Annotated in this window: 27 protein-coding genes; 16 read left to right on the plus strand and 11 right to left on the minus strand. The window is 65.9% G+C overall.

All coding sequences use genetic code 11. From position 1 onward, the window contains the following. Nucleotides 1–73: 73 nt before the first annotated feature. The 5 genes from ACWF5H_RS11550 to ACWF5H_RS11570 all read right to left on the minus strand — a co-directional run bounded on the left by ACWF5H_RS11550 (nt 74) and on the right by ACWF5H_RS11570 (nt 5047). Complete coding sequence (locus ACWF5H_RS11550) at nt 74–1321, minus strand: amidohydrolase (RefSeq protein WP_452036964.1); 1248 nt, start codon at nt 1319–1321, stop codon at nt 74–76. Nucleotides 1322–1383: 62 nt separating this feature from the next. After that, nucleotides 1384–2106 carry a hypothetical protein gene (locus tag ACWF5H_RS11555; protein ID WP_452036965.1) on the minus strand — a complete coding sequence of 241 codons (723 nt, stop codon included), beginning with the start codon at nt 2104–2106 and terminating at the stop codon, nt 1384–1386. 25 nt (nt 2107–2131) lie between these two features. After that, on the minus strand, nt 2132–2902 hold the full coding sequence (locus ACWF5H_RS11560) for a DUF5058 family protein (RefSeq protein ID WP_452036966.1): 771 nt from the start codon (nt 2900–2902) through the stop codon (nt 2132–2134). Between the two features lie 66 nt (nt 2903–2968). Beyond that, nucleotides 2969–4336 (minus strand): MFS transporter, encoded by a 1368-nt coding sequence (locus ACWF5H_RS11565; protein WP_452036967.1) that lies wholly within the window; start codon nt 4334–4336, stop codon nt 2969–2971. Between the two features lie 213 nt (nt 4337–4549). Beyond that, nucleotides 4550–5047 (minus strand): flavin reductase family protein, encoded by a 498-nt coding sequence (locus tag ACWF5H_RS11570; RefSeq protein ID WP_452036968.1) that lies wholly within the window; start codon nt 5045–5047, stop codon nt 4550–4552. A gap of 212 nt (nt 5048–5259) precedes the next feature. Between ACWF5H_RS11570 and ACWF5H_RS11575 the strand changes: the two genes are divergently transcribed. Genes ACWF5H_RS11575 through ACWF5H_RS11590 form a run of 4 tightly spaced genes read left to right on the plus strand, consistent with a single transcriptional unit; the run spans nt 5260 to nt 8843 of the window. After that, nucleotides 5260–5787 carry a cupin domain-containing protein gene (locus ACWF5H_RS11575; RefSeq protein WP_364645272.1) on the plus strand — a complete coding sequence of 176 codons (528 nt, stop codon included), beginning with the start codon at nt 5260–5262 and terminating at the stop codon, nt 5785–5787. Between the two features lie 22 nt (nt 5788–5809). Beyond that, nucleotides 5810–6238 (plus strand): nuclear transport factor 2 family protein, encoded by a 429-nt coding sequence (locus ACWF5H_RS11580; protein ID WP_452036969.1) that lies wholly within the window; start codon nt 5810–5812, stop codon nt 6236–6238. Between the two features lie 10 nt (nt 6239–6248). Beyond that, nucleotides 6249–7487, plus strand: a complete 1239-nt coding sequence (locus ACWF5H_RS11585) for an acyl-CoA dehydrogenase family protein (protein ID WP_452036970.1) — start codon at nt 6249–6251, stop codon at nt 7485–7487. Between the two features lie 15 nt (nt 7488–7502). Beyond that, complete coding sequence (locus ACWF5H_RS11590; RefSeq protein ID WP_452036972.1) at nt 7503–8843, plus strand: carboxylesterase family protein; 1341 nt, start codon at nt 7503–7505, stop codon at nt 8841–8843. On the opposite strand, the gene ACWF5H_RS11595 is transcribed toward ACWF5H_RS11590, so the two are convergent. Beyond that, nucleotides 8840–9706, minus strand: coding sequence for a PaaX family transcriptional regulator (locus ACWF5H_RS11595; RefSeq protein WP_364645284.1), 867 nt, complete (start codon nt 9704–9706; stop codon nt 8840–8842). The genes ACWF5H_RS11590 and ACWF5H_RS11595 overlap by 4 nt on opposite strands. Nucleotides 9707–9790: 84 nt before the next feature. On the opposite strand from ACWF5H_RS11595, the gene ACWF5H_RS11600 reads away from it, so the two are divergent. The 3 genes from ACWF5H_RS11600 to ACWF5H_RS11610 all read left to right on the plus strand — a co-directional run bounded on the left by ACWF5H_RS11600 (nt 9791) and on the right by ACWF5H_RS11610 (nt 11369). After that, nucleotides 9791–9958, plus strand: coding sequence for a hypothetical protein (locus tag ACWF5H_RS11600; RefSeq protein WP_364645286.1), 168 nt, complete (start codon nt 9791–9793; stop codon nt 9956–9958). A gap of 92 nt (nt 9959–10050) precedes the next feature. Then, nucleotides 10051–10503, plus strand: coding sequence for an acyl-CoA thioesterase (locus tag ACWF5H_RS11605; protein ID WP_452036973.1), 453 nt, complete (start codon nt 10051–10053; stop codon nt 10501–10503). Next, nucleotides 10500–11369, plus strand: a complete 870-nt coding sequence (locus ACWF5H_RS11610) for a PaaX family transcriptional regulator (RefSeq protein ID WP_452036974.1) — start codon at nt 10500–10502, stop codon at nt 11367–11369. Before ACWF5H_RS11605 ends, ACWF5H_RS11610 begins: the two co-directional genes overlap by 4 nt. A gap of 387 nt (nt 11370–11756) precedes the next feature. On the opposite strand, the gene ACWF5H_RS11615 is transcribed toward ACWF5H_RS11610, so the two are convergent. Further along, the gene (locus ACWF5H_RS11615; protein ID WP_452036976.1) at nt 11757–12173 is read right to left on the minus strand and encodes a RidA family protein; all 417 of its coding nucleotides are present in this window, start codon (nt 12171–12173) and stop codon (nt 11757–11759) included. Nucleotides 12174–12312: 139 nt separating this feature from the next. On the opposite strand from ACWF5H_RS11615, the gene ACWF5H_RS11620 reads away from it, so the two are divergent. The 7 genes from ACWF5H_RS11620 (at nt 12313) to ACWF5H_RS11650 (ending at nt 20174) form a co-directional block, all read left to right on the plus strand. After that, nucleotides 12313–13224 (plus strand): fumarylacetoacetate hydrolase family protein, encoded by a 912-nt coding sequence (locus ACWF5H_RS11620; protein ID WP_452036978.1) that lies wholly within the window; start codon nt 12313–12315, stop codon nt 13222–13224. A 38-nt stretch (nt 13225–13262) separates the two neighbouring features. After that, nucleotides 13263–13745, plus strand: a complete 483-nt coding sequence (locus tag ACWF5H_RS11625; RefSeq protein WP_452036980.1) for a cupin domain-containing protein — start codon at nt 13263–13265, stop codon at nt 13743–13745. Continuing rightward, nucleotides 13742–14650, plus strand: coding sequence for an acyl-CoA thioesterase (locus tag ACWF5H_RS11630; protein ID WP_452036982.1), 909 nt, complete (start codon nt 13742–13744; stop codon nt 14648–14650). Before ACWF5H_RS11625 ends, ACWF5H_RS11630 begins: the two co-directional genes overlap by 4 nt. A gap of 81 nt (nt 14651–14731) precedes the next feature. Continuing rightward, nucleotides 14732–16381 carry an AMP-binding protein gene (locus ACWF5H_RS11635; protein ID WP_452036983.1) on the plus strand — a complete coding sequence of 550 codons (1650 nt, stop codon included), beginning with the start codon at nt 14732–14734 and terminating at the stop codon, nt 16379–16381. 18 nt (nt 16382–16399) lie between these two features. Beyond that, a complete protein-coding gene (locus ACWF5H_RS11640; RefSeq protein WP_452036985.1) occupies nt 16400–18790 on the plus strand; it encodes a bifunctional salicylyl-CoA 5-hydroxylase/oxidoreductase in 2391 nt (796 codons plus the stop codon). 137 nt (nt 18791–18927) lie between these two features. After that, nucleotides 18928–19653: an alpha/beta hydrolase family protein gene (locus ACWF5H_RS11645; RefSeq protein ID WP_452036987.1), complete on the plus strand. Its 726-nt coding sequence runs from the start codon at nt 18928–18930 to the stop codon at nt 19651–19653. A gap of 224 nt (nt 19654–19877) precedes the next feature. Continuing rightward, nucleotides 19878–20174 (plus strand): antibiotic biosynthesis monooxygenase family protein, encoded by a 297-nt coding sequence (locus tag ACWF5H_RS11650; protein ID WP_452036988.1) that lies wholly within the window; start codon nt 19878–19880, stop codon nt 20172–20174. On the opposite strand, the gene ACWF5H_RS11655 is transcribed toward ACWF5H_RS11650, so the two are convergent. Further along, complete coding sequence (locus tag ACWF5H_RS11655) at nt 20171–21460, minus strand: MFS transporter (protein ID WP_452036989.1); 1290 nt, start codon at nt 21458–21460, stop codon at nt 20171–20173. The genes ACWF5H_RS11650 and ACWF5H_RS11655 overlap by 4 nt on opposite strands. 56 nt (nt 21461–21516) lie before the next feature. Between ACWF5H_RS11655 and ACWF5H_RS11660 the strand changes: the two genes are divergently transcribed. Both ACWF5H_RS11660 and ACWF5H_RS11665 read left to right on the plus strand, forming a co-directional pair. After that, on the plus strand, nt 21517–22113 hold the full coding sequence (locus tag ACWF5H_RS11660; RefSeq protein WP_452036991.1) for a TetR/AcrR family transcriptional regulator: 597 nt from the start codon (nt 21517–21519) through the stop codon (nt 22111–22113). Between the two features lie 237 nt (nt 22114–22350). Beyond that, a complete protein-coding gene (locus ACWF5H_RS11665; protein WP_452036993.1) occupies nt 22351–23085 on the plus strand; it encodes a VOC family protein in 735 nt (244 codons plus the stop codon). Here ACWF5H_RS11665 and ACWF5H_RS11670 read toward each other — a convergent pair. Genes ACWF5H_RS11670 through ACWF5H_RS11680 form a run of 3 tightly spaced genes read right to left on the minus strand, consistent with a single transcriptional unit; the run spans nt 23072 to nt 25784 of the window. After that, complete coding sequence (locus ACWF5H_RS11670; protein ID WP_452036994.1) at nt 23072–24049, minus strand: glycerate kinase family protein; 978 nt, start codon at nt 24047–24049, stop codon at nt 23072–23074. The two genes, ACWF5H_RS11665 and ACWF5H_RS11670, sit on opposite strands and share 14 nt — an antisense overlap. Before the next feature lie 8 nt (nt 24050–24057). After that, the gene (locus tag ACWF5H_RS11675) at nt 24058–24990 is read right to left on the minus strand and encodes a BKACE family enzyme (RefSeq protein WP_414960256.1); all 933 of its coding nucleotides are present in this window, start codon (nt 24988–24990) and stop codon (nt 24058–24060) included. A 29-nt stretch (nt 24991–25019) separates the two neighbouring features. Beyond that, nucleotides 25020–25784, minus strand: a complete 765-nt coding sequence (locus ACWF5H_RS11680) for an SDR family oxidoreductase (RefSeq protein ID WP_452036996.1) — start codon at nt 25782–25784, stop codon at nt 25020–25022. Nucleotides 25785–25791: the final 7 nt, after the last annotated feature.

The raw sequence follows: 25791 nt of genomic DNA on the forward strand, positions 1-25791 counted from the left end.
TACGGCACGGCGGGCAGGGGGAGCGCTTCGTCCCTGCCCGCCGTGCGACTTCCTTCCCAACTCCAAGGGCAGTTTAGAAGCCCAGGCCGATTTTTGACATCAGGGCCGCCGTCGCGGCCTTCACTCCGGTGGCCAGGGCCATTTCGGCGGCGTCGCCGGGCGCGAAGAACGGCGAGTGGTGGGCCGGAAGCGGTCGGGCTGATTCGACGCGCTCCTGCGTGAATCCACCGAGAAACCAGTAAACGTTCGGCACGCCGATGGCCTCTGCGAACAGGCCGACATCCTCGCTGGCCATCTGGGGTGAGCCAACCTCAACGTTCTCAGGGCCAAACGCCTCGCGAAATACATCGAGGGCTTTACCGGACTCTTCGAGGTCGTTGTAGCACGCGGGGAAGCTCGAAAGTTCGACGATCTGCGGTTCCGGCGCGCCGGATGCGGCGGCCTCAGCCGTGATGATGCGGCGCAAGGCAGCCAGAACTTTGTCACGGACGGCCGGGTCGAAGGTCCGCACGTTCAAGGTGAATTCGGCCCGATCAGGAATAACGTTCTCCTTGAGCCCGGAGTGGAATGTCCCCACGGTCACCACGGCCGTGTCCCTCCCGCCGATCTCGCGGGACACCACGGTCTGGAGCCGAACCACCATGGACGCTGCGCAGACGATGGGATCGATGCCCTGTTCCGGCGCTGATCCGTGCGATCCCTTGCCGTGAACCGTAACCTTCCATGAGTCGGCCATGGCCATGGCGGGACCCGGAACCAGCGTCACGGTGCCCGCCCGGCTGCCCATCAGGTGCTGGCCAAAGACAATCTCGGGGCGCGGCGCCTTGTCCCAAATGCCGTCCGCGACCATGGCCTTGGCGCCCGCGGCGATCTCCTCGCCGGGCTGCAGGATGAAGACCACGGTGCCGGCCCACGCCTCGGTTCGCGCGCCGAGCAGGCCGGCCGTCGCCAGCGCGACTGCCATATGCGTGTCATGGCCGCAGGCATGCATCACCGGCACCTCGGTGCCGTCCTCCAGATGCCCGACGGCGGTGCTTGCGTACTCGACGCCTGAGTCCTCCTTGACGGGGAGGGCATCCGTATCGGCGCGGTAGCCTACGATCGGCCCGTCACCATTGCGCAGGATTCCGACGACGCCCGTGCCGCCGCAGCGGAACACTTCCAGTCCCAGCGAGGTGAGCTCCTCTTCGAGAAACTTTGCCGTCCGGTACTCCTGCATAGACAGTTCCGGATTCGCGTGGAGGTACTTGTACGTCTCAAGGAGCTTGGCGGCTCCCGCGTGGTCAAGCTCGAGCTGGTCCAAAATGGTCCTGGCGGTCATGCGGTTCCTCTTTGGGTGGGGGATAGAGTGGCTGGTGCGGGGAGCCACGGCTGTGGCCAGAGCTAGGAGCGCGCGCTTTCCAGCGTTTCTGCCGGCTGCCTGTCCTTGCGCAGGAACCAGGCGGCTACCGCAGTGGTGACGACGGCCAGCACCGTAGCGTACATCTTCAGCGCCGGTAGGAGCGGGACGAGGACAAACACAACCACTGCGGAAACGACAAGCGCGATGAGCGCAGAGCGAGGGGCCCGCTGGCTCACCATTGCCTGCACGATGACTGCGCCCATGACGGTCGGGAGGATAAAGGTCTGCACCACGGCGACAACGTCGGCTGGAACGATGCTGACCAGCCAGGTTCCGAGGAAGCCGACGAAGACAAGCAGCGATAGCAGGTGCACGGCGGCGGCGCCGCAGATGGCGGCAACGGACGCCAGCTCACCTTTCCGGGTGCCGGCCTTGGCTCCGATGGTCGACTGGGCGACGATCACGGCCGGCAGGAGCTTGTTGGAGATGTTGCCGATCATGAAGGCCTGGTACATGGAGGACGCCCCGAGAATGGGGTAGTAGGTCAGCGGTTCGATGACCCAGATGACGCCGAACACTGCTGCGATGGCGACGAAGGCAGTAAGGATCGACGCGAAATTAATGTCCAGCCCGGAAAAGAAGATCAGATATGCCGGCAGCGTCAACGAGAAGACCAGCCCTGCGAGCATGGTGGCGCGGCCCCATCGACTGGTCGTGCGGTCAAAATCCGTCAATGCGCTGGTGCCTGTGATGGAAGTACTCATGGTGTGCTCCTTGGGGAATCCGGAATCAGGCTGCGGAAACGAAGTAGGTGATGGTCAGTCCTAAGAGGATTGCGATCCCCAGCGCCCATTCCTTGATCCAGGTGGCCCCCGTTCGTTTGGCCAGCAACAGGAGGAGGGCCATGATGGCGGCGGAGGAAGCGAAGGCGACGATGTGGACTGGGGATTTCGGGAACTCGGCGAAACTGAGGACGGAGAACGCGCCGAGCAGCGCCGCACCCGGCACGATCATCATCACTGCCGGATTGACCTGGCGGAGCTTCGAGTCTCCGCGCTTGAGCAGGGGCGTGAAAATCAGCGTCGCGAGCATCCACATGGCCCCGCCCAGGCTCATGGCGGCCAAGGCCAGTCCGAAGACGGACTGGGTGTATGTCGGCCCACCCAGCTCCGCGCCGGCAGTGTTGGCCGCGATGGCTGCCGCACCGGTTTCGTAGGAAACGGATCCGATGAGCCCGATGCGTACAAGTACCGAAGGAGTGCCGAAAACAGTCAGGAGCGCCACGGCAACCAGCACGACTGCAAGAGATGGGCCGATCGCAGAGATAGCCCCGGCACGGAAGCTGGTTTTCAGCTCCCCGGGAGTCATCCCCACGGACGGGGCGGCAAGCCGCGCGGCTTTCATATAGATCAGGCTTTGGACAATGATGACAAGAAAGACGCCCCCGGCGCAGATCCACATGACGGGTGAATTGGCAATTGCCATGACGTCGGTCGAATTATTACCCACCGCTGCGACGGCTGGCTGAGTGACAGTAAAAGGCATGATGGTCTCCTGCATTAGGGGTGGGCTCTATCGCATAACCCCGGGCATCCCACGATGATCGGGTTGGTGGCGCTGGTCGGATTAGTGGGTGGAGTGTTCGGGGGCGGCGTCGTCCTCTGCCAGGTCCTTGCCCTTGGTCTCCGGAGACGCGATGGCCGCCACCAGTACCAAGGCGCAGAGAACGATCAGGTAGATATCGAACGCGCGCGGCATACCTTCGGAGTAGAGCCAGGTCTGCAGGTAGGGCGCAGTGCCACCGGCTAAAGCTCCGGCGACCGAGTAGGGAAGGCCCATGCCTATGGCCCGGACCTTGGTCGGGAACTGTTCCGGGAAAAATGCCGGCATGATGGCCGTCGGTGCTGCTATCAACACCATACCAACGGCCATGTAGACGACCAGACGCCACGATTCCTGCCCGCCGGTAAAGACCAGTGTCAGCGGGATGATCAGCGCCATGGCGCCGATGGTGAAGAAGTACCAGTTAAACTTCCGGCCGATTTTGTCTGACAGCCAGCCCCAGAACACCAGGCACAGGATGAAGAAGAGGTTGGCTGCGGTGCTGATCCACAGCACATGGCTAGGGTTCATTTGCAGCGGACCCATGGCAAAGGCCGGTGCCATGATCGACCATACGTAGAACATCACCGTACCGCCGGCTGCCAGTCCCACGATGCGCAGGCAGGCGCGGCGGTGCTTCCAGATCTCGGGCCACAGCGAGGTGCGCTCTGCGGTTTGTCCGGCAGCACGGGCGGCTTCGAGCGCCTTGGCCCGCTCGCGGAACATCGGAGTCTCGTCCAGTTTCCGCCGCAAGACCAGCGCGTAGACGCCCAGTACGCCGCCGGCGATGAACGGGACCCGCCATGCCCATTCGCGGACAGCATCGACGCCGAGGGTGCTGGTCAGGATGGCCCCGAGCAGGGTAGCGGCGATGACGCCGACGGTAACGAAGACAAAGACGCTGGATGACCAGAGCCCGCGCGATTTACGCGGAGCCATCTCGGTCACATAGGTGAAGGAGGACACGACCTCACCGCCGTGCCCCAGTCCCTGCAGCATGCGTCCGAGAAGCAGGAAGACCGCTGCAGCCGCGCCGATCATGTCGTAGTTCGGCGAGATGCCGATCAGCAGGCTGCCGCCGGCGGTGATGATCATGGATACGGACATGGCCTGGCGCCGGCCGATACGGTCGGCGAACCAGCCGAAGAAGAGGCCGCCCAAGGGGCGCATGAGGAATCCGGCGGCGAAAATAGCCAAGGTTCCCAGCAGTGCGGTGACAGGATCCTCGGCACGGAAGAACTGTCCTGCGAAGTAGGCGGCAAAGATCGAATAGGCGGTCCAGTCGTACCATTCCAGCGCGTTGCCGACGCCGACGCCGACGATGATCTTTCGTTTCTCGCGCGCCGACAGTGGTGTGCCGGCGGTTGAGGTTTTAGGTGCGGTTGCAGTCATGGAAACATGCCTTCGCTTGTGAAGTGACGGATGAGGGCGGGGCGCGTCTTTGCGCCACATGGTCGGCGGAGCCTTCAGTGTCGCAAAGGCTCCGGTCTATACCCCGGCTTGAGCACACATTTCGGCCGTCAAGCTGGTCAGCAGCAGATTCGCTGTGAGTACTGTGTCACATCTTCGTGACGGAAGTCACCGAAATGGTAGATAACAGTTTGGTCACGCTGCCAGCTGGCGGAAGCGGGAGCCGTGAAAGACCAGCGGATTCCGTTCCTTGTCCGCTTGCAGGGCGTGGATTTCGAAGAACACCGCCTCGTGGTCGCCCGCCTCATGCTCCGCATAGATGCTGCATTCGAACCACAGCGACGCGGCAGGCAGGAGGATGGCGCCGCTCGGCGTGGTTGCTGCCTCGATGCCTTGAAACCGGGAACTCTTGTCGCGGCCAGCCAGCTGCCGGCACAGCGCGCCCTGGTCTTCGCCGAGAATCGAGACGCCGATCCGGCCGGCCTGTCGCAACACGGGCCACGTGGTTGAGGACTTTTGCACCGCGAACATAACCAGCGGGGGCTCTAGGGAGACGCCGACGGTGAAGGAAGAAGCCACCAAGGCGTGGCGCTCGCCGGAGACCTCGGCAGCCATGGCGGCAACGCCCGAGGGGAAGTGCGCAAACGTCTCCCGCAGCAGCTGCGGATCGGGTGTATGGGTGCTCAGGCTCATGATCATGTCCTCCTTGGGTCTTCCGCGGCGGGTGCCGCCGCTTGTGTGCAGTCAGCATGCCAGAGGTTGCCCCGGCTTGTATAGCACTTTGATGACGACCGTTTAGATTTCTGGAATATGACGTACTTCACCTTCTTCTATTGCAGCAATCTGTCGACCGTAGTAGTTTCTGTCACATCGCCGTACAGCGGCGGCTCATTGGAAGGAGCACCATGACCCAGCAGATCGATACCCAGACCAGAAGCCGCGTAAGCGTAGTCCGTCAGGCGGAGCGCGAAAACCTGTGGTTTCTCGGGGACCTGATTCAGCCGATCATCACCAGCGAAATGACCGAAGGCCGATTCATGATGGCCCTGACGCACTCCAAGGCTGGTTCAGAGCCGCCCCTGCACGAGCACGATGCCGAAGATGAGATTTTCTACATTCTTGAAGGAAAAATTTCGTTCTGGGCGGCGGATACCGAGGTGACGCTTGGCCCTGGCGATTGCATCCTGATGCCCAAGGATGTTCCGCACATCTTCCAAGTGGCACCGGATCTGGAAGCCAAGTGGCTGGTCATGACGGCTCCGGGCGGACTGGAACACTTCTTCCGGGATGTCTCCATTCCGGCCGAATATGCCGGTCCGCAGCGGGGATGGGAAATGGACGAGGCCACAGAGAAGCGGCTTGAGGAAGCATGCGCTAAGCACAACATCACGCTCCTTGCCCCTCCCGGTACCCGCCCGGGGCGAGACTCCTGACGTGCCGACAGCAGTCACTTCCTTGACCGAAATCGTTCGGGCCTTCTGGACTGCACAAGCAGCAGGAGACGCGGAGGCGGCCCGCACGCTGATGGCGGACGATGTCGTATGGGCAGTCGTGGGCCGCCACGCCGCCGTCGCACGTACCTACCGTGGCGTGGAGGCTTTTTTCGGGGAACTGATCACCACCTTGAGTCGGACCTTCGAACCTGGCAGTGCGGTGATGGACATCCGCGATATGTACGAAGATGCTGCCCAGTCCACCGTCGTCACGCATTTGTACGAAACTGCCCGGACCCGGACCGGGCTGAATTTTGAAAACGACATCGTCACCATCATGACCGTCAAGGACGGCCGGATCACCCATTGCCGGGAGTTCATGGACCTCCACGAGGTCCGCCGCACCTTCGGCGATGAGCCGGCAACCAGACCAGTAAACGCCCAAGAGTAAAGGGACCACCATGACCGACACCACCGTCGCGCCGGCATCCGCCCGGATCACAGCCACCGAAGCCCCGCCTGCGTCATTGACCGCCGAGATCGTCCAGAAAATCCATGCCTACGGCCCGCTGCTGCGGGAGAACGCACTGCTGGCCGATCGCAACAGGGTTTTGCCGCAGCAGTCCGTGGATGCCTTGGAGGAGAGCGGCGCCCTGCGGATCGCCGCTCTGCGACGGTACGGCGGCTACGAGGGCGGCGCGTCAATGCTGCTGGAAGTCGCGCGCATGGTGGGTTTCTACGACCCGGCGGCCGCCTGGTGCACCGTGATCTCCAACGGCTCGGTGATGCTCGCCAATCGTTACGGCGACGACCTGCTCGATGAGGTCTTTGCGGACGGCCCGGTGCGGATGGCATCGATTTTTGCCAGCCCGCAGGGGACCGCCGTGCCGGAGAACGGCGGGTGGCGCGTCTCCGGTGAATGGCCGTTCGCTTCGAATTCGTCGCACTCCGCGTGGGCCATCGGGATCCTCTTCATCAAGGATGCCGACGAACAGCCGGGCGCGGCCCCGCGCATCGGCTTCGCCATGATGCGCCGTGGCGAGTACGAGGTGAAGGACACCTGGTACACCATCGGAATGCGCGGTTCCGGCTCCAACACCATGGTCACCGAAAACCTGTGGCTTCCGCAGAACCGTATCATCACGTTCGAACGGCTCATGGGCCCGGGCTACGAACGGGATCCGGAAGCCACCTTCGGGCGCCGGCTCACCCCGCACCTGACCATGTCCACCACCATCCAGGCCGCGTCCCTTGGGGCAGCGGCGGCAGCCCTGGACTTCGTCACCGAGAAGGCACAGACCCGTCCGATCACCTACACCAATTACAAACGGCAGATCGACTCCGGGGCCTTCGTACAGAACCTGGGGCAAGTCAGCATGAAGATCGATTCGGCGCGCCTGCTTTTGGAACGTTCAGCCGCCATGATCGACGCCGCCGCAGCCGGCACCGAGCCGATGCCGCTCGAGGAGCGTGCCCGCAACCGCGGCGGTATCGGCCACGCGGGCCACGAACTGGTCGACGCCGTCAACGACCTGTGCTGGCTGCACGGCACCGCCGCCTTTGCCGAGCACAGCCTGCTGGGCCGGATGTGGCGGGACATCAACACCGGCACGCGGCACGCCTCCATCACGGCGCCGATGGGTTATGAGCTTCACGGCAACGGCATCACCGACACCGAGTACATCTCGGCCAAGCTCTAAGGAGTCGTGGGGACCTTGAGCGAAAGCCCCCTTTGTCTGAGAGCGGTGAACGACGGCGGTGTGCTTGCCTACCGCGGAATCCGCTATGCAGCGCTCGACGGCGGTGCACGCTTTGCCGCCGCGGTACCGGCGTCCGGCCAGCTGGACACCGAGCGGCTCGCGGATGTCCCTGTTTTCCCGCAACTGCCCAGCCGACTGGCTTCTGCGATGGGTACCGGCGCAGAGAATCCCCAGACGGAGGACGCTTTCTACCTCAACGTTTGGGCGCCAGACGGGGCGGAGCAGTTGCCGGTGCTGATCTTCATTCACGGTGGTGCCTGGATGACCGGCGGCGGCAGTAACGAGTGGTATGACGGCGCACGATTGTCTGCGCAGGGACTGGTCGTGGTCACCGTGAACTATCGGATCGGTGCGGTCGCGCACCTTGCCCCGGTCGGCGCCGAGCACAGACCGCTTCAAGATCTGCTCCTTGCCTTGCAATGGGTTCGGGAAAATATCCGTGGGCTGGGCGGGGACCCGGACCGGGTGACCGTAGCGGGCCAGTCGGCAGGAGGCTGGTATGGGCACCTGCTTAGCCTCCTGCCGGAAGCCAAGGGGCTGCTGCGCCGCGTGGCCCACTTAAGTATGGGCACGCGCTCGCCATGGGAGCCCGGCCATGCCGCACGGGTCCGTGCGGCTGCCGCCAGCCACCTGGCCCCGTCCACACTGGCGGCAGCCCCGACGCCCGAGCTGCTGCGCGCCGGTTCCCGCGGGCTGGCCGAGAATGCCGGCACCCGCCCTTTGGGCTATGCGGCTTCCGGCTATCTTCCTACCGCCGCCCCGAATATCCCCGAGCATTTCCTGGATCCGGACTGGGCGGCCGCACGCTGCCACGCCGAGGCGGTGTACCTGCGTTACACGGCAGACGAAACCGGCATGTTCTTCTTCAATTCCGAACCGGAGCTCGGGGCCGGGGAGGCTGAAGCGGATGCGTTCCTTGCGAGCCTGCCGGAGGCCGACCGCCCACCCTTGCAGCTGGCCGGACTCAGCCCTTACGAACAGTTGGTTGCCGCGTCGTCCTGGGTCCAGTTCCAACGTTTTCCCACCGAACTCGCCGAGGCCTACTCGGCAAAAGGCATTGCCGCTTCCTTGCACGTTTTCAGCCACCGCAGCGCACTGCCCGGGCTGCTCAGTGGGCACTGTTTGGACCTTCCGTTCCAATTCGGCAACCGCGAGGCGTGGGCGGATGCGCCGATGCTCCACGGCCTTAACGACGATGAATTTGAAGAGTTGGCCGCCGAACTGATCAGCGAACTCTCGGAGTTCGCTGCCGGATCATCAAACCAGGCGATTCCAACGGCGGACGGGCGGGCTTAACCGTAAATGGCGCGGTGGACGTGCCGGGCGGACAGCGGACCGAGCAGGGCATGCAGTTCGCGGAACAGCGTACGGGCTGTTTCGCCCGTCCAGCCTTCGGGGAGCGCTTCGCTCGGCAGCCCGGGATCGAGATAAGGCAGCTGCCGCCACTGCGTCACCATGGGCACGTAGGTGGAGAACGCATCGCGGTAAACGTCTTCATTGCGCTCGGCGCGTTCCTTCCACGACTCAAGGACGGGGGAGTAGGAATCGACGAAGTCGTGATAATGCGACTCAAGTGCTGACAGGTCCCACCAAAGGGCAACCTTGCGCCGCAGGTCACCAGGGCCGGCATGGTGTGACAGAAAGAAGTCGATGTATTCTCCCAGCTCGTTCCGCTCCATGTAGGCGGCCGCCTCCGGCTGTAGATGCGAGGGCGCAACGCATAGACCCGGTCCGACCGTACCGAAGCCCATCCGCGCGAGCCCGCTGCGGATCTTGTGCCGTTGGTTCCGCTGCGTCTCGGGAACAGAGAAGGCGGCCAGCAACCAGGGGTCCTCCGACCGCGCCGGATGCGGAGCGAAAATGCGCTCATCGCCGACGCGGAAGTGCGCTTCCAGCTCTGCAGCCAGCGCGTAGCCGGCCTCGCCGTCGATCCGCTCGCTGGTCAGAACTCCCTTTTTCTTCAACCGGGAGATGGAGGAGCGCACGCTGGCCGGTTCCGCCCCCAGATCCTGCAACAGGCGGACAACGACGGCGACCGGAATCGCTCCACCGCTGTGCCGGCCATAAATGCCGAAGACCGTCACGATAAAACGGTGGTGTGGGGGCTGTCCCTTGTCACCCGGGAGCCGTCCGGCAATAATCTCGTCTTCAGCGCGCACGCCACGAGCCTATCTGACCGCCGGTGCCGCCGGGCGCAGCCAATCAGCGGCCGACTTAGGATGAGAGATGCACGACTATTGGGAGTGTGCACCTTAACCGCCGAAATGGCAGCCAGGCTCGGTGAAGGCATGAACTCGGCGTTCTGGATGATCGGCGTCTACCTGGTGGTGGTCGGAGTCCTGAGCGTGCTGATGCTCAACCCGGACCGCACCGGCGCACGCCTGCAGCAACGGTTCGTCTACAACGGCTGAACGAAGCAGTCACCGAAGTCTATCGACCGGACGGGGCACTCCGTCATCGTTGCACCATAAGATGGGACGTGGATTGCAGTGAAGGGAGAATCATGGAGGGGGACGACGGCGGTCTGCCGGAGGTCTGCATCGAACGGACCGTAGAGTGGGTCGATACCGACGCGGCCGGCCACCAGCACAATTCCGTGATCATGCGGTGGGTCGAGGCGGCTGAAGCCGAGATGTTCCGCCGACTGGAGCTGCCCGAGTACTTCCCGAGCGCCCCGCGGGTGCAGCAGGTGATCAATTACCGGGCCAAGCTGTGGTTCGGCCAGCGGGTGACCGCCCGGTTGTCAGTGCAGCAGGTGGGCCGGACGTCCCTGACGTTCGCGTTCGAGGTCCACGGCCACGCACACAAGAAGTCGCCGGGCGGTTTGGCAGCCCACGGAACCTTCACCACCGCCTACGTCCCGGCTGACAGCGACGGCGCGCAGCCATGGCCCGACCACATACGCGCCGTCATCTGCGGCACCGGCGTTCAGTCGGCGCGCGCGGGAAAGGCATGATGGAGATTCCGGCGCCGCAACTGCAGCACCAGCAGTTGATCCTCACCATTTACGGCCTCTACGGGCGGCGGGGCGGGTCCGCCCTGCCGGTGTCCGTACTGATCGACATGCTTGGCGACCTGGGACACGACGCCCCGGGGGTGCGTTCCGCGGTCTCCCGGATGAAGGCCAAGGGTGTGCTCAACAGCGTACGCAGCGGTGGAGCGGCCCGGTACGAGCTGTCGCCGCGCTCGCTGGAAATGGTGCAGGAGGGCGACGAGCGAATTTTTGCACCGCACCGCTTAGACCCGGACGGCCGGTGGGTGCTGGCGATCTTTTCGGTGCCGGAGTCAATGCGGGACCGTCGGCATCAGCTCCGCGCCGAACTGGCCCGGCTGGGCTTCGGATCCATGTCGGCGGGGGTCTGGATCGCTCCGGCTGCCGTGAGGGAGAGCGCCCGGCGGCGGCTCGAAGACCGCGGTCTGGCCGAGTACGTGGAATTCTTCACGGGCGAGTACGAATCGGATATGCGAGCCAAGGTGGCGCAGTGGTGGGACCTCGACGCGTTGGCGGCCCAGATCGACGAATTTCTGGACTATTACGGTGGATCGCTGGAGGCATGGACTAAGCGCGTCGGTGACGATGCCGCGAGGGCGCTGGCCGCGTCGGATCCTGACATCAGGCGGGATGCTTTCCGGTACTACGTGCCCATGCTGACGTTGTGGCGGCGGCTGCCGTACCGTGATCCCGGCCTGCCGCTCAAGTACCTGCCCGACGGCTGGCGCGGACCGGAAGCCCGGGAGACGTTCTTCGGTGTCCACCGACTTGTCGGCCCGCTGGCCGAGGCGCACGCTCAGTCTCTGGTCGCGGACGTCGCCGCAGCCTAAAAGCGCCCGGCAGGATTGCAGAACTCCGGTCCAGGTCGACTTGGAAGATTCGGCACTGGGTGCCGAGCGGCCGGTCGAACTGGGCGTACTGGGTGATAGTGCCGAGACGGCTCGGGCGGTGCTGGAAGTGCTGCAGTCGGTCCTGGGCACCGGGGACGGCGGCTTCCTTATGAGGATCGCCAGTCTGGAGACAGCAGTGCCGGTCCGCGAACCGCGCCGCTGGTCATTGACGCGCGGATTGCCTCCGACGGCGGCGCTTGGTGGCTCGCCGAGGCCTTCAAGGGGCATTGACCGCCGGCGCTGCCGTGGGTGAGACGGCCGTGGTGACAAAAGTGTGGGAGGGCGGAAAGACTCCGCCCTCCCACACAGCGTGGCTCTGCGTTTGACTCAGCGCTCCGGGATCACCGCGATTCCCTGGATTTCAATCAGCGCTTCCTTCTGCCACAGACGCGAAACGCCGATCCCTGCCATGGCCGGATATTCTGTGCCGGCCATCTCCCGCCAAAGCCGCCCGATCTCCCGGCCGTTGGCCATGTAGTCGTCCACGTCGGTGAGGTAAATGGTCACGCTGACCAGGTCTTCCGGACGACCGCCGGCTTCCTCCAAGGTGACGAGCACGTTGGAGAACGCCTGACGGAACTGTTCCACAATCCCACCCGGAACAATGTTCATGTCCTTGTCCAGCGCGGTCTGGCCGCCCAGAAAGACGGTGTTTCCGGCCAGAATCCCGTGCGCGTAGCCGGACGGCTTGGGCAGCGAAGGCGGATTGATGGTGCGGTTGCCGACGGCTGACTGGTTGCTCATCTGCTCTCTCCTTGGCGTTGGTGCTGGTTTTTCGTCAGTTTGCAAAAAACTATGGTGCAGATCCCATTGATCGTGTACGTTGAGCATATGTGACGGCCGTAAAAAAGTCGACACATCGAAATACTAAAGGAGAAATCGCATGAAACTGGCCACCTTGCGAACCGGTCCGCACAGCACCACGGCCGCCGTCCAGCTGGAGGCCGGCAGCTATCTGCCGCTGCCGGCCGCCGACGCGGGGGCCTTGATGGCGGTCCCCAACTGGCGTGCCCAAGCTGAAGAGGCGGTGCGCACTGCAGCGAGCACCGCCGTCGTCCGCGTCCCTGACACGGAGCTGGCACCGGTGGTGCCGCATCCGGGCAAGGTGATTTGCTGCGGCCTGAACTACGGCGACCACATCCAGGAGATGGGCCGCGAGCTGCCCGAGTACCCTACGCTGTTCGCCAAGTTCGCGGACACGCTCGCCGGTCCGGCTGACCAAATCACCGTGGCCGGGAGCGACAGTGTGGACTGGGAGGCCGAGCTGGCCGTCGTCGTCGGCGCCACCCTGACCCGCGCCGATGAGGACCAGGCCGAGGCCGCCATCGCCGGCTACACCGTGGCCAACGACGTCTCGATGCGCGACTGGCAGCGCCGGACCCTGCAGTGGTTCCAGGGCAAGGCGTTCGACGCAAGCACGCCGCTGGGGCCGGTGCTGGCCACCGCTGACGAATTCGACGGGACCGGCGTGGAAGTCCGGGGCTACGTGAACGGCGAACTGGTGCAGCGCGGCCACACCCGCACGCTGGTGTTCGGGCCCGCCCGCTTGCTGTCCTATATTTCGCAGTTCACCACGCTGCGGCCGGGCGACGTGGTCCTGACCGGCACGCCCGGGGGAGTGGGCATGGGCATGGTTCCGCCGCGCTTCCTGGCCGGCGGCGATGTGCTTGTCACCGAGATTGACGGCATCGGCCGTCTTGAGAACCAAGTCCGCATCCAGCCCGTCGGCGGCATGCGGGAACCCGCACCGGCTTTCTCCGGAACAACGACGGCGGAACCCGCCGCCCGCAGCTAAGGCACCTTCCCATCCACCCCTGTTAAAGAGGAGCAACCATGAGTGAAACAACCACGGAATACCACACCGAGGGTGACAACTCGGTCTACGCCGGCGCGGACGGGAAAGTTGTCCCGGTGGTTACCCGGTCCGGCAGCGAGGACACCAACACCGCTCAGTCCGGCGATTGCGTCCGCGTCTCCGGCGTCTCGATCCAACACACCCCTGCCACCAAGATCTGGTTCGGCCAGGTCTCGAACGTTCCCGGCTACCGCTCGCTGCCGCACCATCACGGCGAAGCCGAAACCGGCGGTTATGTGCTGCGCGGCCACGGCCGGATCTACTTCGGCGAGAACTACTCCGAATTCATCGACATGAAGGCCGGCGACTGGGTCTTCGTGCCGCCGTTCATGCCGCACGTGGAAGCCAACATGTCCATCACCGAAGAGCTGGTCTGGCTCACCGCCCGCACACCGGAAAACATCGTGGTGAACCTGGACGAGGTTCCGGACGAGACGCTGGAAGGATACCGCCGGGCATGAACACCGTCACTGCCCAGGGCACCCAGGCGCCGACCGCCGAGACCTTCCTGCGCGCCGTCGAACTGACCGCCGTCGAACCTCAAATCCACGACGAAGCCTACGAAGCGACCAGCCAGTACGTGCCGTGGCCCAAGGCCTACGGCGGGGACATGGTCGCGCAGGCCGCCGCGGCCATGATGCGGTCGGTGGGCGAGGACCGGCAACTGCATTCGATGCACAGCTACTTCATGCGCCCGGTGGATATCGGCGCCGTAGTCCGCTACGAAGTGGAGAAGCTACGGGACGGCCGCGGCTACTCCACCCGCAGCGTGCGCGGCTGGCAGGACGGCAAGACCGTGTTCGCCGCCATGGGTTCCTTCCAGGTGCCCGAGGACGGCCCGGAATTCCAGCCGGACATGCCCGCCGCCGTGGACCCGGATTCGCTGCGCAGCGCCGCGGACGTACTGGCCGGCGTTGACGGCGACGCGGCGGCCTACTGGTCACAAGGGCGCAGCTTCGACATGCGGCACGTACCCGGCCCGGTATACGTGCAGATCGAGGGCGAACAGGTGCCGCAGCAGGCTGTCTGGGTGAAGGCGTTTGGGAAACTGCCTGATCAGGCCGACGAGCGTGCCACCCGGGACCTGCACCGCACGGCGCTGGCCTATGTCTGCGACTACACCATCCTGGAGCCGATCCTGCGCGCGCAGGGCCACTACTGGGCGGAGCCGGGACTCGTGACCGCCAGCCTGGACCACTCCATGTGGTTCCACCGCGACGGGCGCCTCGACGACTGGGTGCTGTACGCCCAGGAAGCGGTGTCCGGCCAGCGCAACCGCGGGCTGGCCACCGGCCGGTTCTTCGACCGCGACGGCCGGCTGCTGGCCACCGTTGCACAAGAAGGCATGATCCGCGCAGCACGTTGAGCAGACCGGGGCATCCGGACCGGATGCCCCGGGGTCTGCCCGTTCGTCCCCCAGCCCATTCGCCTCACTGAAAGGAACGCCATGGAGCTTTCCCCGTCAGCACATGTGGACTCGTTCACGCGCGACCATCTGCCGCCCGCCGAGCAGTGGCCCATCATGGAATTCACCCTCCCCGAACTGCAGTATCCGGACCGTCTCAACGCTGCCACGGTCCTCATCGATGAGGCCGTCGCTGCCTACGGGAGCGAGCGCCCCGCCCTGCATACGCCAGACGGCCAGACGTGGAGCTATGGCCAGCTGCAGCAGCGCGCCAACCAGGTGGCGCAGGTGCTCACCGAGGATTTCGGCGTGGTTCCGGGCAACCGCGTACTGCTGCGTGGTCCGAACAACCCATGGCTCGTGGCCGTGTGGTTGGGCGTGCTCAAGGCCGGTGCCGTCGTCGTCACCACCATGCCGGTGCTGCGCGCCAGCGAAGTCGCCACCATCTGCCAGTTGACCCGTCCGTCCGCCGCGATCAGTGATGCCCGCTTTGCCGACGGACTGGCCGAGGCGGTGGGAGAAGGCATCGCCGTCATGACCTACGGGGCGGACGACCCCGATGACCTCACCGTCAGGTGCGCTGCCAAGAGCGGCGAGTTCGACGACGTGGCCACCGCGGCGGACGACGTCGCGCTGCTGGGGCCGACCTCGGGCACGACCGGAACGCCCAAGATCACCATGCACTTCCACCGGGACATCCTGGCCAACGCGGATACGTTCGCCCGGCACATCCTGCGGCCCACCGCCGACGATGTGTTCGCGGGATCTCCGCCGCTGGCATTTACCTTCGGGCTGGGCGGACTGGTGGTTTTCCCGCTGCGGTTCGGGGCTTCAGCGCTCCTGACCGAACGTGCCACCCCGGTGCAGTTGGCGGAACAAGCCGCCGCCGCGGGAGCCACGGTGCTGTTCACCGCTCCCACCGCGTACCGCGCCATCCTTAAGGAAGGGCGCGCGGACCTGCTCCGCGGATTGCGGATTGCGGTCTCGGCCGGCGAGCATCTGCCCCGGGAGACCTGGGAGGCGGTCCACGAGGCCACCGGACTCTCCCTGGTCAACGGGATCGGTTCCACCGAAATGTTGCATGTGTTCATTTCCGCCGCCGGAGAGGACATCCGCCCAGGTGCCACCGGCGTAGCCATCCCGGGCTTCCGCGCCAAGGTATTGGACGACGACGGCAACGAAGCCCCGGTCAACCAGCCCGGAAAACTGGCCGTCATTGGCCCGACCGGCTGCCGCTACTTGGACGACCCGCGGCAGGCCAACTACGTGCGGGACGGCTGGAACATCACCGGCGACACCTTCCTGCGCGACGAGGAAGGCTACTTCGTTTACCAGGCGCGCTCGGACAACATGATCGTCTCATCCGGCTACAACATCGGTGCCCCCGAGGTGGAGGCGGCGATCGACCAGCATCCCGATGTGGCGGAGAACGCCGTGATCGGGCGGCCCGACGACGAACGCGGCAGCGTCGTCTGCGCCTTCATCGTGCTGCGCGACGGCGTGGCCGGTGACGACGCCAAGCGCAAGGAGATCCAGGACTTCGTCAAGGCGACCATCGCGCCCTACAAGTACCCGCGGGACGTGCGGTTCGTGAGCGAATTGCCGCGCAACCCCAGCGGAAAGCTGCAGCACTTCAAACTGCGCGAAAGCGTCTTGCAGCAGGCATCAGACCTGGCCGGCAACCCGGCGTAGAGACCCTAAGGAATTGACATGAAAATCGCAATTGTGGGAGGCGGCCCGGGCGGGCTGTACTTCGCAGCCCTGATGAAGCAGCTGGACCCGGCGCACGAGGTGACCGTCTGGGAGCGCAACGCGGCCAATGACACCTTCGGCTTCGGCGTGGTTTTTTCGGACGAGACGCTGGGCGGCATCGGCAACGCCGACCCCGTGGTGGCCGAATACATGAGCCGCCGCTTCGCCCGCTGGTCGGACATCGACATCCACTATCAAGGCGAGACCATAGCCGTCGGTGGCCAGGGCTTCGCGGCCATGAGCCGCAAGGAACTCCTGGAACTGCTGCAGCGCCGCTGCGCCGAACTCGGCGTGGACCTGCGCTTCTCCACCCTGGCGCCGCCGGTGGAGGAACTCGAGGCCGGCTACGACCTGGTGCTGGCGGCCGACGGCGTGAACTCGCAGATCCGCTCCAAGTACGCCGCATCCTTCGGGCCGGACCTCGACCCGCGGCCGAACAAGTTCATGTGGCTGGGCACCGATCTGGTGTTCGAGGCCTTCAAGTTCTTCATCAAGGAGACCGAGCACGGGGTCATGCAGATCCACGGCTACCCGTACTCCGACGAGGGATCCACCTTCATCGTGGAGATGCCCGAGGAGGTCTGGCGGGCGGCCGGCTTCGACGAAACCGAGAACGAGGTCTTCCCCCCGGGTGTCTCGGACGAAAAGGCCATCGCGAAGATCCGGGAGATCTTCGCCGACGAGCTGGAGGGCCACCAGGTGCTGGCCAACAACTCCAAGTGGCTGAACTTCACCACGGTCCGCAATGCCAGCTGGCGGCACGGCAACGTCGTGTTGCTGGGCGACGCGGCGCATACCGCGCACTTCTCCATCGGCTCCGGCACCAAACTCGCCATGGAGGATGCGCTGGCGCTGGCCGCTTGCCTGCACGAACACCCGAACGTCGATGCGGCACTTGAGGCCTACGAAACCGAGCGGCGCCCCGTGGTCGAGTCGACCCAGCGCGCCGCCCAGGCTTCGCTGGAGTGGTTCGAGCGGGTGGGACAGTACACCGGCCAGGACCCGGTACAGTTCAGCTTCAATCTGCTCACCCGCAGCCGGCGAATCACGCAGGACAACCTGCGGCTGCGCGACCCCGAGTTCGCACGACAGGTGGAAGAGCAATTCGCCGCCTCCCAGGGTCTGGAATCGGTTGCACCGGCGATGTTCCAGCCGTACCGCATCGGCGGGCTGGAGCTGAAGAACCGCATCGTGGTCTCGCCGATGGACATGTACTCCGCAATCGACGGCATGCCCGCCGACTTCCACAAGGTGCACCTGGGCAGCAAGGCCATGGGCGGCGCCGGCCTGGTGATGACCGAGATGGTCTGCGTCTCCGCGGAGGGCCGTATCACCCCGGGCGACACTGGACTCTATACGGACGAACAGCGCGACGCGTGGGAAGAAATTGTCGAGTTCGTGCACGGACATTCCGACGCCAAGATCGGGGCCCAGATCGGCCACGCCGGACGCAAGGCATCCACCAAGCTGATGTGGGAAGGCATCGACCAGCCGCTGGACTCCGGCAACTGGGAGGTTGTCGGCCCGTCACCGCTGCCCTACGGACCGGACAACCAGGTTCCGCTGGAAATGGACCGCGCCCAGATGGACAAGGTCGTGGCAGACTTTGTCGCCGCCGCGCGTCGGGCAGATGAGGCCGGATTCGACCTGCTGGAAGTGCACGCGGCACACGGATACCTGCTCTCGTCGTTCCTGTCACCCGTGGCCAACCAGCGGAGCGATGAGTACGGCGGCAGCGTGGAAAACCGCCTGCGCTTCCCGCTCGAAGTCTTCGACGCCGTCCGTGCAGTCTGGCCGACGGAGAAGGCACTGACCGTGCGCATCTCCGCGACCGACTGGATCGAGGGAGGTAATACCCTGGACGACGCCGTGGAGATCGCCAAAGCGTTCGCCGCCCACGGCGCGGACGGCATCGACGTCTCCACCGGCCAGATTGCCAAGGGCGAGAAGCCGCGCTTCGGCCGCAGCTACCAGACCCCGTATGCCGACCGGATCCGGCAGGAAGTGGCCGTTCCGGCGGGCATCGCGGTCATCGCCGTGGGAGCTATCTCCTCTCACGACGACGCCAATTCGATCCTGCTGGCTGGCCGCGCCGACCTGATTGCTATGGGGCGCACCCACCTGTACAACCCGCATTGGACGCTGCACGCAGCGGCCGAGCAGGACTACCAAGGCGACGGGGTGGAATGGGTCCCGCAATTCCGTGCCGGACGCCGCAAGCCGCCGAGCTCGCGGACCGACGCCGTCCGTCCGCGCTTGTCACTCCTGCAGGAAACCGACGGCCAGGAGCCCGACGCGCACCTACGCTGGAAGCCGGTCAAGTCGGTCGAGCCGGCGCTGGCCGGGTAGCTGTTTGACCAAGCTGGTTGAACGGTAGCGACGGCGGGGCGGGCAGACGTAGCCCCGCCGTCGCTGCCGCCTGCGCCTTGGCCGGACTTTTAAATCAACATCTAGAGGGGGCAACACTCGTGGACACCCGGGTCGAAATGAGCCAGACAATCGCCTACGGATCACACTCTGCTCAGCGGGTCTATTGTTACAGCCCCGCAGACCCTGCAGCGTCCCGTGGCGGCCTGGCCATCCTGGTCCATGGCGGCTATTGGCGCGCCCAGTTCGATGCCTCCCTCAGGGAGCCCTTGGCCGCCGATCTGTGCTCTCGAGGATGGGCCGTGGCAAACATTGAATACCGGCGGGGAGCGGCGGACAGTGTCTGGCCCGATCCCCGCGATGATGTGGAGGCGGCCATCCGTGCGGTCACCGACAGTGCCTGGGCACAACGTTTTCCGGGTCCACGCATCACCATCGGCCACTCGGTAGGCGGACAACTGGCCCTGCTGGCCACCGCACCGGTCGATGGGGTCGTGGCGCTGGCTCCCGTGACCGATGTGGCCCGGACGTATGCCGAAGACCTGGCAGAAGGCGCCGTCGTCGAATACTTCGGTGCCGGCCGTTCGGACCTGCACCGCGATGCATCGCCGGTGCAGCAGCAGCCCAAAATCGGCACGCCTACGCTGGTGATCCACGGGGATGCCGATCTGCGGGTGCCTCTGGCACACACCCGCGACTTCGTCCGCCACGCTCAGGCACACGGCGCCCAGATCGAACTAACCGTTCAGCCCGGCATGGACCACGTCCAGCTCATCGGCCCACAGGCAGGACACTGGACCCACGTTCTAGCCTGGATGGACGAACGAGTCCGCCTCGGCTCCTGAGAAGAATTCCGCCTGCCCCACAACCTGACGATCCGTCCCATATAGGGAAGTAGTGCAAACGGCGCCCTGTTTTTTCTCACTTCTCTCCGGTCCGCACGCCGAGGTGGAAGCTGGGGGCGCAAAGCGGTAAGAAACCTACCCCTGGCTGCACATGATGGCGTAGCCCCGGGTAGCGTGGAGGCGGTACGGCCCGGACTGTTTCGGGCCCCGAGAGGAGAAGCATCGTGTCCATCGTCGTCATCAACGCGCTGAAGGTCCCGGAGGGTTCGGGCACTGAACTGGAGTCCCGTTTCGCGGCACGGAAGCATGCGGTGGATTCCGCTCCCGGTTTCGAGGGCTTTCAGTTGCTGCGTCCCGTCGCCGGCGAGGAGCGCTACTTCGTATATACCCAGTGGGCCACCCGTGAGGACTTCGAGAACTGGCGCGACAACCGGGCGCCGCGGGACCACAACAGCACGCAGCAGCCGGTCGCCAGCGGCGCGGAACTGCTTGAGTTCGAGGTTGTCGAACTCGCAGACTAAGCGGCCGGCCGCCGTCCACGGATCAGCCCGGCGAGGCCGCCGAGGATGAGGAAGCCGGCGGCCAAAGCGGCCAGGACCACCGGCGACATGGCCCCGCGAGCCAGTCCGAAGCCGGCGGACCCCAGTGCCTGTCCGGTGGCCAGCGCAATAAACAGCATGGAGGTGCCGGCACCGGCAGTGCCCGGCCACACGGTGCGTGCCCACAGAATGAGCACGCCGGACAGGCTCATGTAGCCGGCGCCGAAGACGGCCATGCTGGCGTAAGCGATCCAAGCGCTGCCTGTCAGTATCGACGCCGCGACGCCAACGCTGGCGAGGGCTAAACCTCCGGCGCAGAAGCACCAGCCGCCCCGCGGGCCCAGATGCCGGACCAGTGCTCCGGTGAAGACCCCGAGGAATCCTCCGAAACCCAAGGCGATCCACAGCCAGCCGGCCCGCTCGGGAGCGACGGAACCGGCCTCGGTGAGCAGCAGTGGTCCGAATGTCCAGATCAGGGCTGAGCCGGCACCGGCAATGACCGCTGCCACGCCGGGGACCGCCAAGAGACGCCAGGCACCGCTCCGGGCTTGGGGCGGCGACGCCGCTTTCCTGTTCGTCTGGGAGGACGATGCCGGTTCCCTGTCCCTGCTGGCCGGGAGCCTCGACCTCGGTTCCCCGGCGGCGCGGGCAGCCGCTCCGGGTTCCACGGCGCCGGCGGAGGTTCCGTGGTCCGCCCGTGCCCCGGCGGAATGCCAGACGGCCACCGCCGTCGTCGCGCACATCGCTGCCATGAACACCCAGGCCGGACCGACCGACGATGCTGCGGAGGCCACCAGTCCGGCGCCGATCACGCCGACAGCCGTTCCGGAATTCACCAGCGATTGCGCCGTGGCGGAGACGCGACGCGGGACAGCCGCGTCGATTACCGGGACCAAGGCCGGAGAGGCGAAGCCGCCGCCCATTCCGCCGATGAAGACGGCCACGACGAACATCGCCGGCGACCCCGCAACGGCGACCCCCAGGCACCCAAGAGCAGCGGTGGCACCGGCGAGCAGCAGTCCGGCGCGAGGAACGCGGTCAACGAACCGCGCGGCGGCCAGTGCAGCCACGGAATAAGAGGTGAACTGCGCTGCGGCCGCCCAGCCGAGAACCTCCGCGAGTTCCGGTCGCTGCACTGCCAGGAGTGGAGCGAAGAGGCCCACTCCAAAGCGGGCCATGCCGTAGGTTGCGGCGATCAACAGCATCCCGGCGAACGCCACTCCGAGGCCGGACGCCCCGGACTTGCGCCCGAGAGTTTCCCTGCTCATTCCCACCTCCCAATGCATAACGACCGTTACACCATAACGAGCGTTATACTAGCCTCATGGCTGCCCCTTTGAATACCCGCGACCGCATCCTGAATGCGGCCGAGGAGTTGTTCTTCCAGCAAGGCATCAGCGTGACCGGCGTGGACCGGGTGGCGGCAACGGCCGGAGTGGCGATCGTGACGCTCTACAAACACTTCGGTTCCAAGGACAACCTGCTGCGCGAAGTGCTTGCCCGGCGGCTGGACAACTGGACCCAGCACTGGGACGAAGCGATCGCCCGCGCCAGCACCCCAGAGGATCGGCTACTGGCGGTTTTCGACGCCGTCGAAACGTTCCGCGCCGCGGCCAATCCCACCCAGTGGTGCAGCTTCCTGGCCACTGCGTCGGAGCGCCCCGCGCCAGCAGCCGGCCAAGAAGATCCGGTGTTCGAGCTGATCCGTCAGGACACGCAGATGATCACCGAGCGGCTGGCAAGACTGGCGAAGGAGGCTGGCTGCCCGGACCCGTCAACGGTTGCCGCGGTCCTGCTGCTGCTCTACAACGGAGTGCTCGGCAGCCTGCTCCGCGGCGAACCCAGCAACCCGGTGGCCCACGCGCGCACTGCCGCACGCTCGATTATCGGGACCTCTCCGGCCCCGGCGCTGACGGGATGATTCTGCCCAAGGACGTCGAGGCTGCGCTCGCCGGCCCCGGTGACCGACCGGCCCCTGGGCGGCACCGACCGCGCGGTGGTCGACCGGTCTCTGCTCGGCGCTGGCGCGCCTCCTTCGACCACCGTCGGCACCGCTATCGCACGGTTTTAGCCAGGCGCCGGAAATCCAGCGGCCAAGCGCCCCGAACGCCCCAAGAATCCTCCCGATCAGGTTTTCTTCGGTATAGGGTCGGGCGGTATGGCGCTGCGACTGGTTCAGGTGAATTTCAAGGCGGAGGACGACTCGGCCCTCGGCAGGTTTTGGGCGGAGGCGCTCGGCTGGGGTGTTTCCAGCGAGGGGCCAGGGGTGACCAATGTTGAGCCCGTGGGGTTCGACTGGCCGGACCCGTCCGCGGTCTGCGTGGACGTGGTCAAGGTCCCGGATGCGGAGACCGTGCGCTACCGCGCACACCTCGATCTCGCCACCACGTCCGAGGCGCATCAGGCGGAGCTAGTCACACGCCTACAGGAGCTCGGTGCGACGCCCGCGGACGTCGGCCAAGGTGACGTACCGTGGACGGTGATGGCCGACCCGGAGGGCAACTTGTTCTGTGTGCTGGAGCCCCGGCCGATGTACCGGGACACCGGGCCGATCGCCGCGGTGGTGGTCAACTGCGAGGATCGGCAAGCGATGGCCCGGTTTTGGGGCGAGGCGATGGACTGGACCCTGCACGAAGTGACCGACGAGCATGCGCGGCTGCGCTCGGCCGAGGGTGTGGGACCGTATCTGGAATTCCTCCGTACACCGGATGCCGCGGCGTGCGGCCGGGTGCACCTGGACCTGAAGCCGTATCCCGGGGACGACCAGGCGGCCGAGGTGGCCCGGCTGCGCGCGCTGGGCGCTACCGAGTCCGACCTCGGCCAGGGCGAGGTGCCGTGGGTGTGCCTCGCCGATTCCGAAGGGAACGAGTTCTGCGTCCTCAGCCCCGGCTGACGCAGAGCTCCTGCGCCAAGCGACCGCCGACCGCGCGCATGGCGTCGGCATCCGAAGCAACCGTAATGCTGGCGAAGTTCTCTGAATAGCCGCCCAGATCGGGGCTGACTGAGCCGACCACGGCGTGCACCGGCTTGCCGGGGTTGCGGGTCAGGATGGCGGAGATGATCTTGCCCTGCCCGGTCTGCGAATCCAACCGCCCTTCGCCCACCACAATCGCGTCGGACTCAGCCGCGAGCCGGTCAAAGCCGACCGCGTCGAGGATGTACTCCGCGCCCGGCAGCAGGTCGGCCTTGTATTGCGCCCACATGCCGCCGCTGAAACCGCCGGCTGCCCCGGACCGCGGAATACCGCGGGGATCCCGGGGGAGGGCGGCGGCCTGGCGGTGCAGCCGTTCGGTCAGCGCGGATACCTGCTGTGGGCCGGCACCCTTCTGTGGCCCGAACACCACTGCGGCATCCTCAAAGACCGTGGTGACATCGGTGAGCACCCGCACCCGGGCGCCCCGGAGCCCGCCGTGCTCCTCGATCGCGGCGATCGCACCGGTGCCGCCGTCCGTCGTCGCGCTCCCACCGGCCGCCACCAGGATGGTCGACGCCCCGCGCCGCACCGCGTCGACCATGAGCAGTCCGGTCCCGTAGGTGTCGGCGGCCAGCGGGTCGCGCTCGCCGGAGCAGGGCAGCGTGATTCCGCTGGCCGCGGCCAGTCCGATCACGGCCGTCCCGTCGGTGCTCAGCGCGTAGGACGCGCGGTGCGGATCCCGCCATGGCCCCACACTGTCCGCCTCTACGAGGGCTGCCGCCGTGGCGTCCCGCAGGATTTCGTAGGTGCCTTCACCGCCGTCGGCCACGGGAAGTTCGACGGCGGTGCCGCCGGCTTCCCGGACACCGGCGGCAATGTGGGCGGCCACCTCGGCGGCGGTGTAGGTGCCCTTAAAGCTGTCGGGCGCGATGAGGATCTTCATTTGATGGCTCAGAACCCGACGTTCTCGCGGCCCTTGAGGTCCAGCATCTCGCGGGCCTCATCGGGGGTGGCGACCTCGAAGTTGAGGGCTTCGACGATGGTGCGAATCCGGCTGACCTGCTCGGCGTTGGACGCGGCGAGCTGGCCGGGACCGATCCAGAGCGAGTCCTCCAGCCCCACGCGGACGTGCGAGCCCATGGCCGCGCCGATGGTGGCCAGCGGCATCTGGTTCTTGCCGGCACCGAGGATGGACCACTCGTAGGCATCGCCCAGCAGCCGGTCCGCCGTGCGGCGCATGTGCATCAGGTCCTCCGGGTGGGCGCCGATGCCGCCCAGCAGGCCGAAGACGGACTGGACGAACAGCGGCCCGCGGGCCAGACCGCGGCCGTGGAAGTGGGCCAGGTTGTTCAGGTGCGAGATGTCGTAGCACTCGAACTCGAACCGGGTGCCGTTGCCGTTGCCGATGTTCAGGATGGTCTCGATGTCCTGGAACGTGTTCTTGAAGACCAGGTCGCGGGACTTCTCCAGCCCTTCGCGCTCCCACTCGTGCTCGAACTCCTGGAAGCGGTCCAGCATGGGGTAGAGGCCAAAGTTCATCGAGCCCATGTTCAGCGACGCCAGTTCCGGCTTGAATGCCGCGACCGGCCGCATGCGCTCCTCAACGGTCATGTGCGGCGAACCGCCGGTGGTGATGTTGATGACCGCATCGGTATTGGCCTTCAGCTTGGCCAGGATGGGCTCGAAGTGCGCCGGATCCTGGGACGGGCGGCCGTCCTTCGGGTCGCGGGCGTGCATGTGCACGATCGCGGCGCCGGCGTTGGCGGCGCCAATGGCCGCGTCGGCGATCTCATCCTGGGTGACCGGCAGATGCGGGGACATGCTGGGGGTGTGGATCGCGCCGGTAACAGCGGAGGTGATGATGACTTTGCGCTTGCTGGCCATGATGTTGTTCCTTTGGTGGTGCCGGTAAATCAGTAGAGCTTTTCGGTGTTGCCGTCCACGGCCATCGCCTGGCCGTTGACATTGCGAGCCAGGTCGCTGGCCAGGAAGGCCGCCATGTTGGCGATGTCCTCGGCCTCCACCAGCCGCTCCAGCGAGGACTGCTTGAGGTACAGGTCGGAGACTTCCTCCAGCGGGCGGCCCAGCATGGCGGCCTTGGCCTCGATCACGGCGTCGATGCGCGGACCGTTGACCGCGCCGGGGCAGATGGCGTTGGCACGGATGCCTTCGGGGCCCAGCTCGATGGCGAGCGTCTTGGTCAGGCCCACCACGGCCCACTTGGACGCCGAGTAGGGGCTGCGGCCGGCCATGCCCAGCCGGCCGGCGGCGGACGAGAGGTTGACGATGGCGGCGTCCTTCGCCTCGCGCAGCAGTGGCAGCGCGTGCTTGATGCAGAAGAACTGGCCGTGGACATTGACGTCGAAAGTGGTCCGCCAGGCGTCCGAGTCCAAGGTCTCGATGGGGCCGGTGGGCCCGGCGATGCCCGCATTGTTGACCAATACGTCAAGCCCGCCCAGCTGGGTGCGGACCTCCTCCATCAGCGACTGGACCTGTGCCTCGTCGGACACGTCGCTGAGGGCCACAGCGAAGCCGTCCTGCTTGGCGGCGTCCACCGCCTCCGGGTTGATGTCGGTGACCATGACCTCCGCGCCGAGGTCGCGGAAGCGGGTGGCGATGGCCCGGCCGATGCCGGCAGCGCCGGCGGTGACCAGCACCTTGCGTCCGGTGAATTCCATGGGGTGC

The sequence above is a fragment of the Arthrobacter sp. NPDC055138 genome (genome assembly GCF_053607305.1).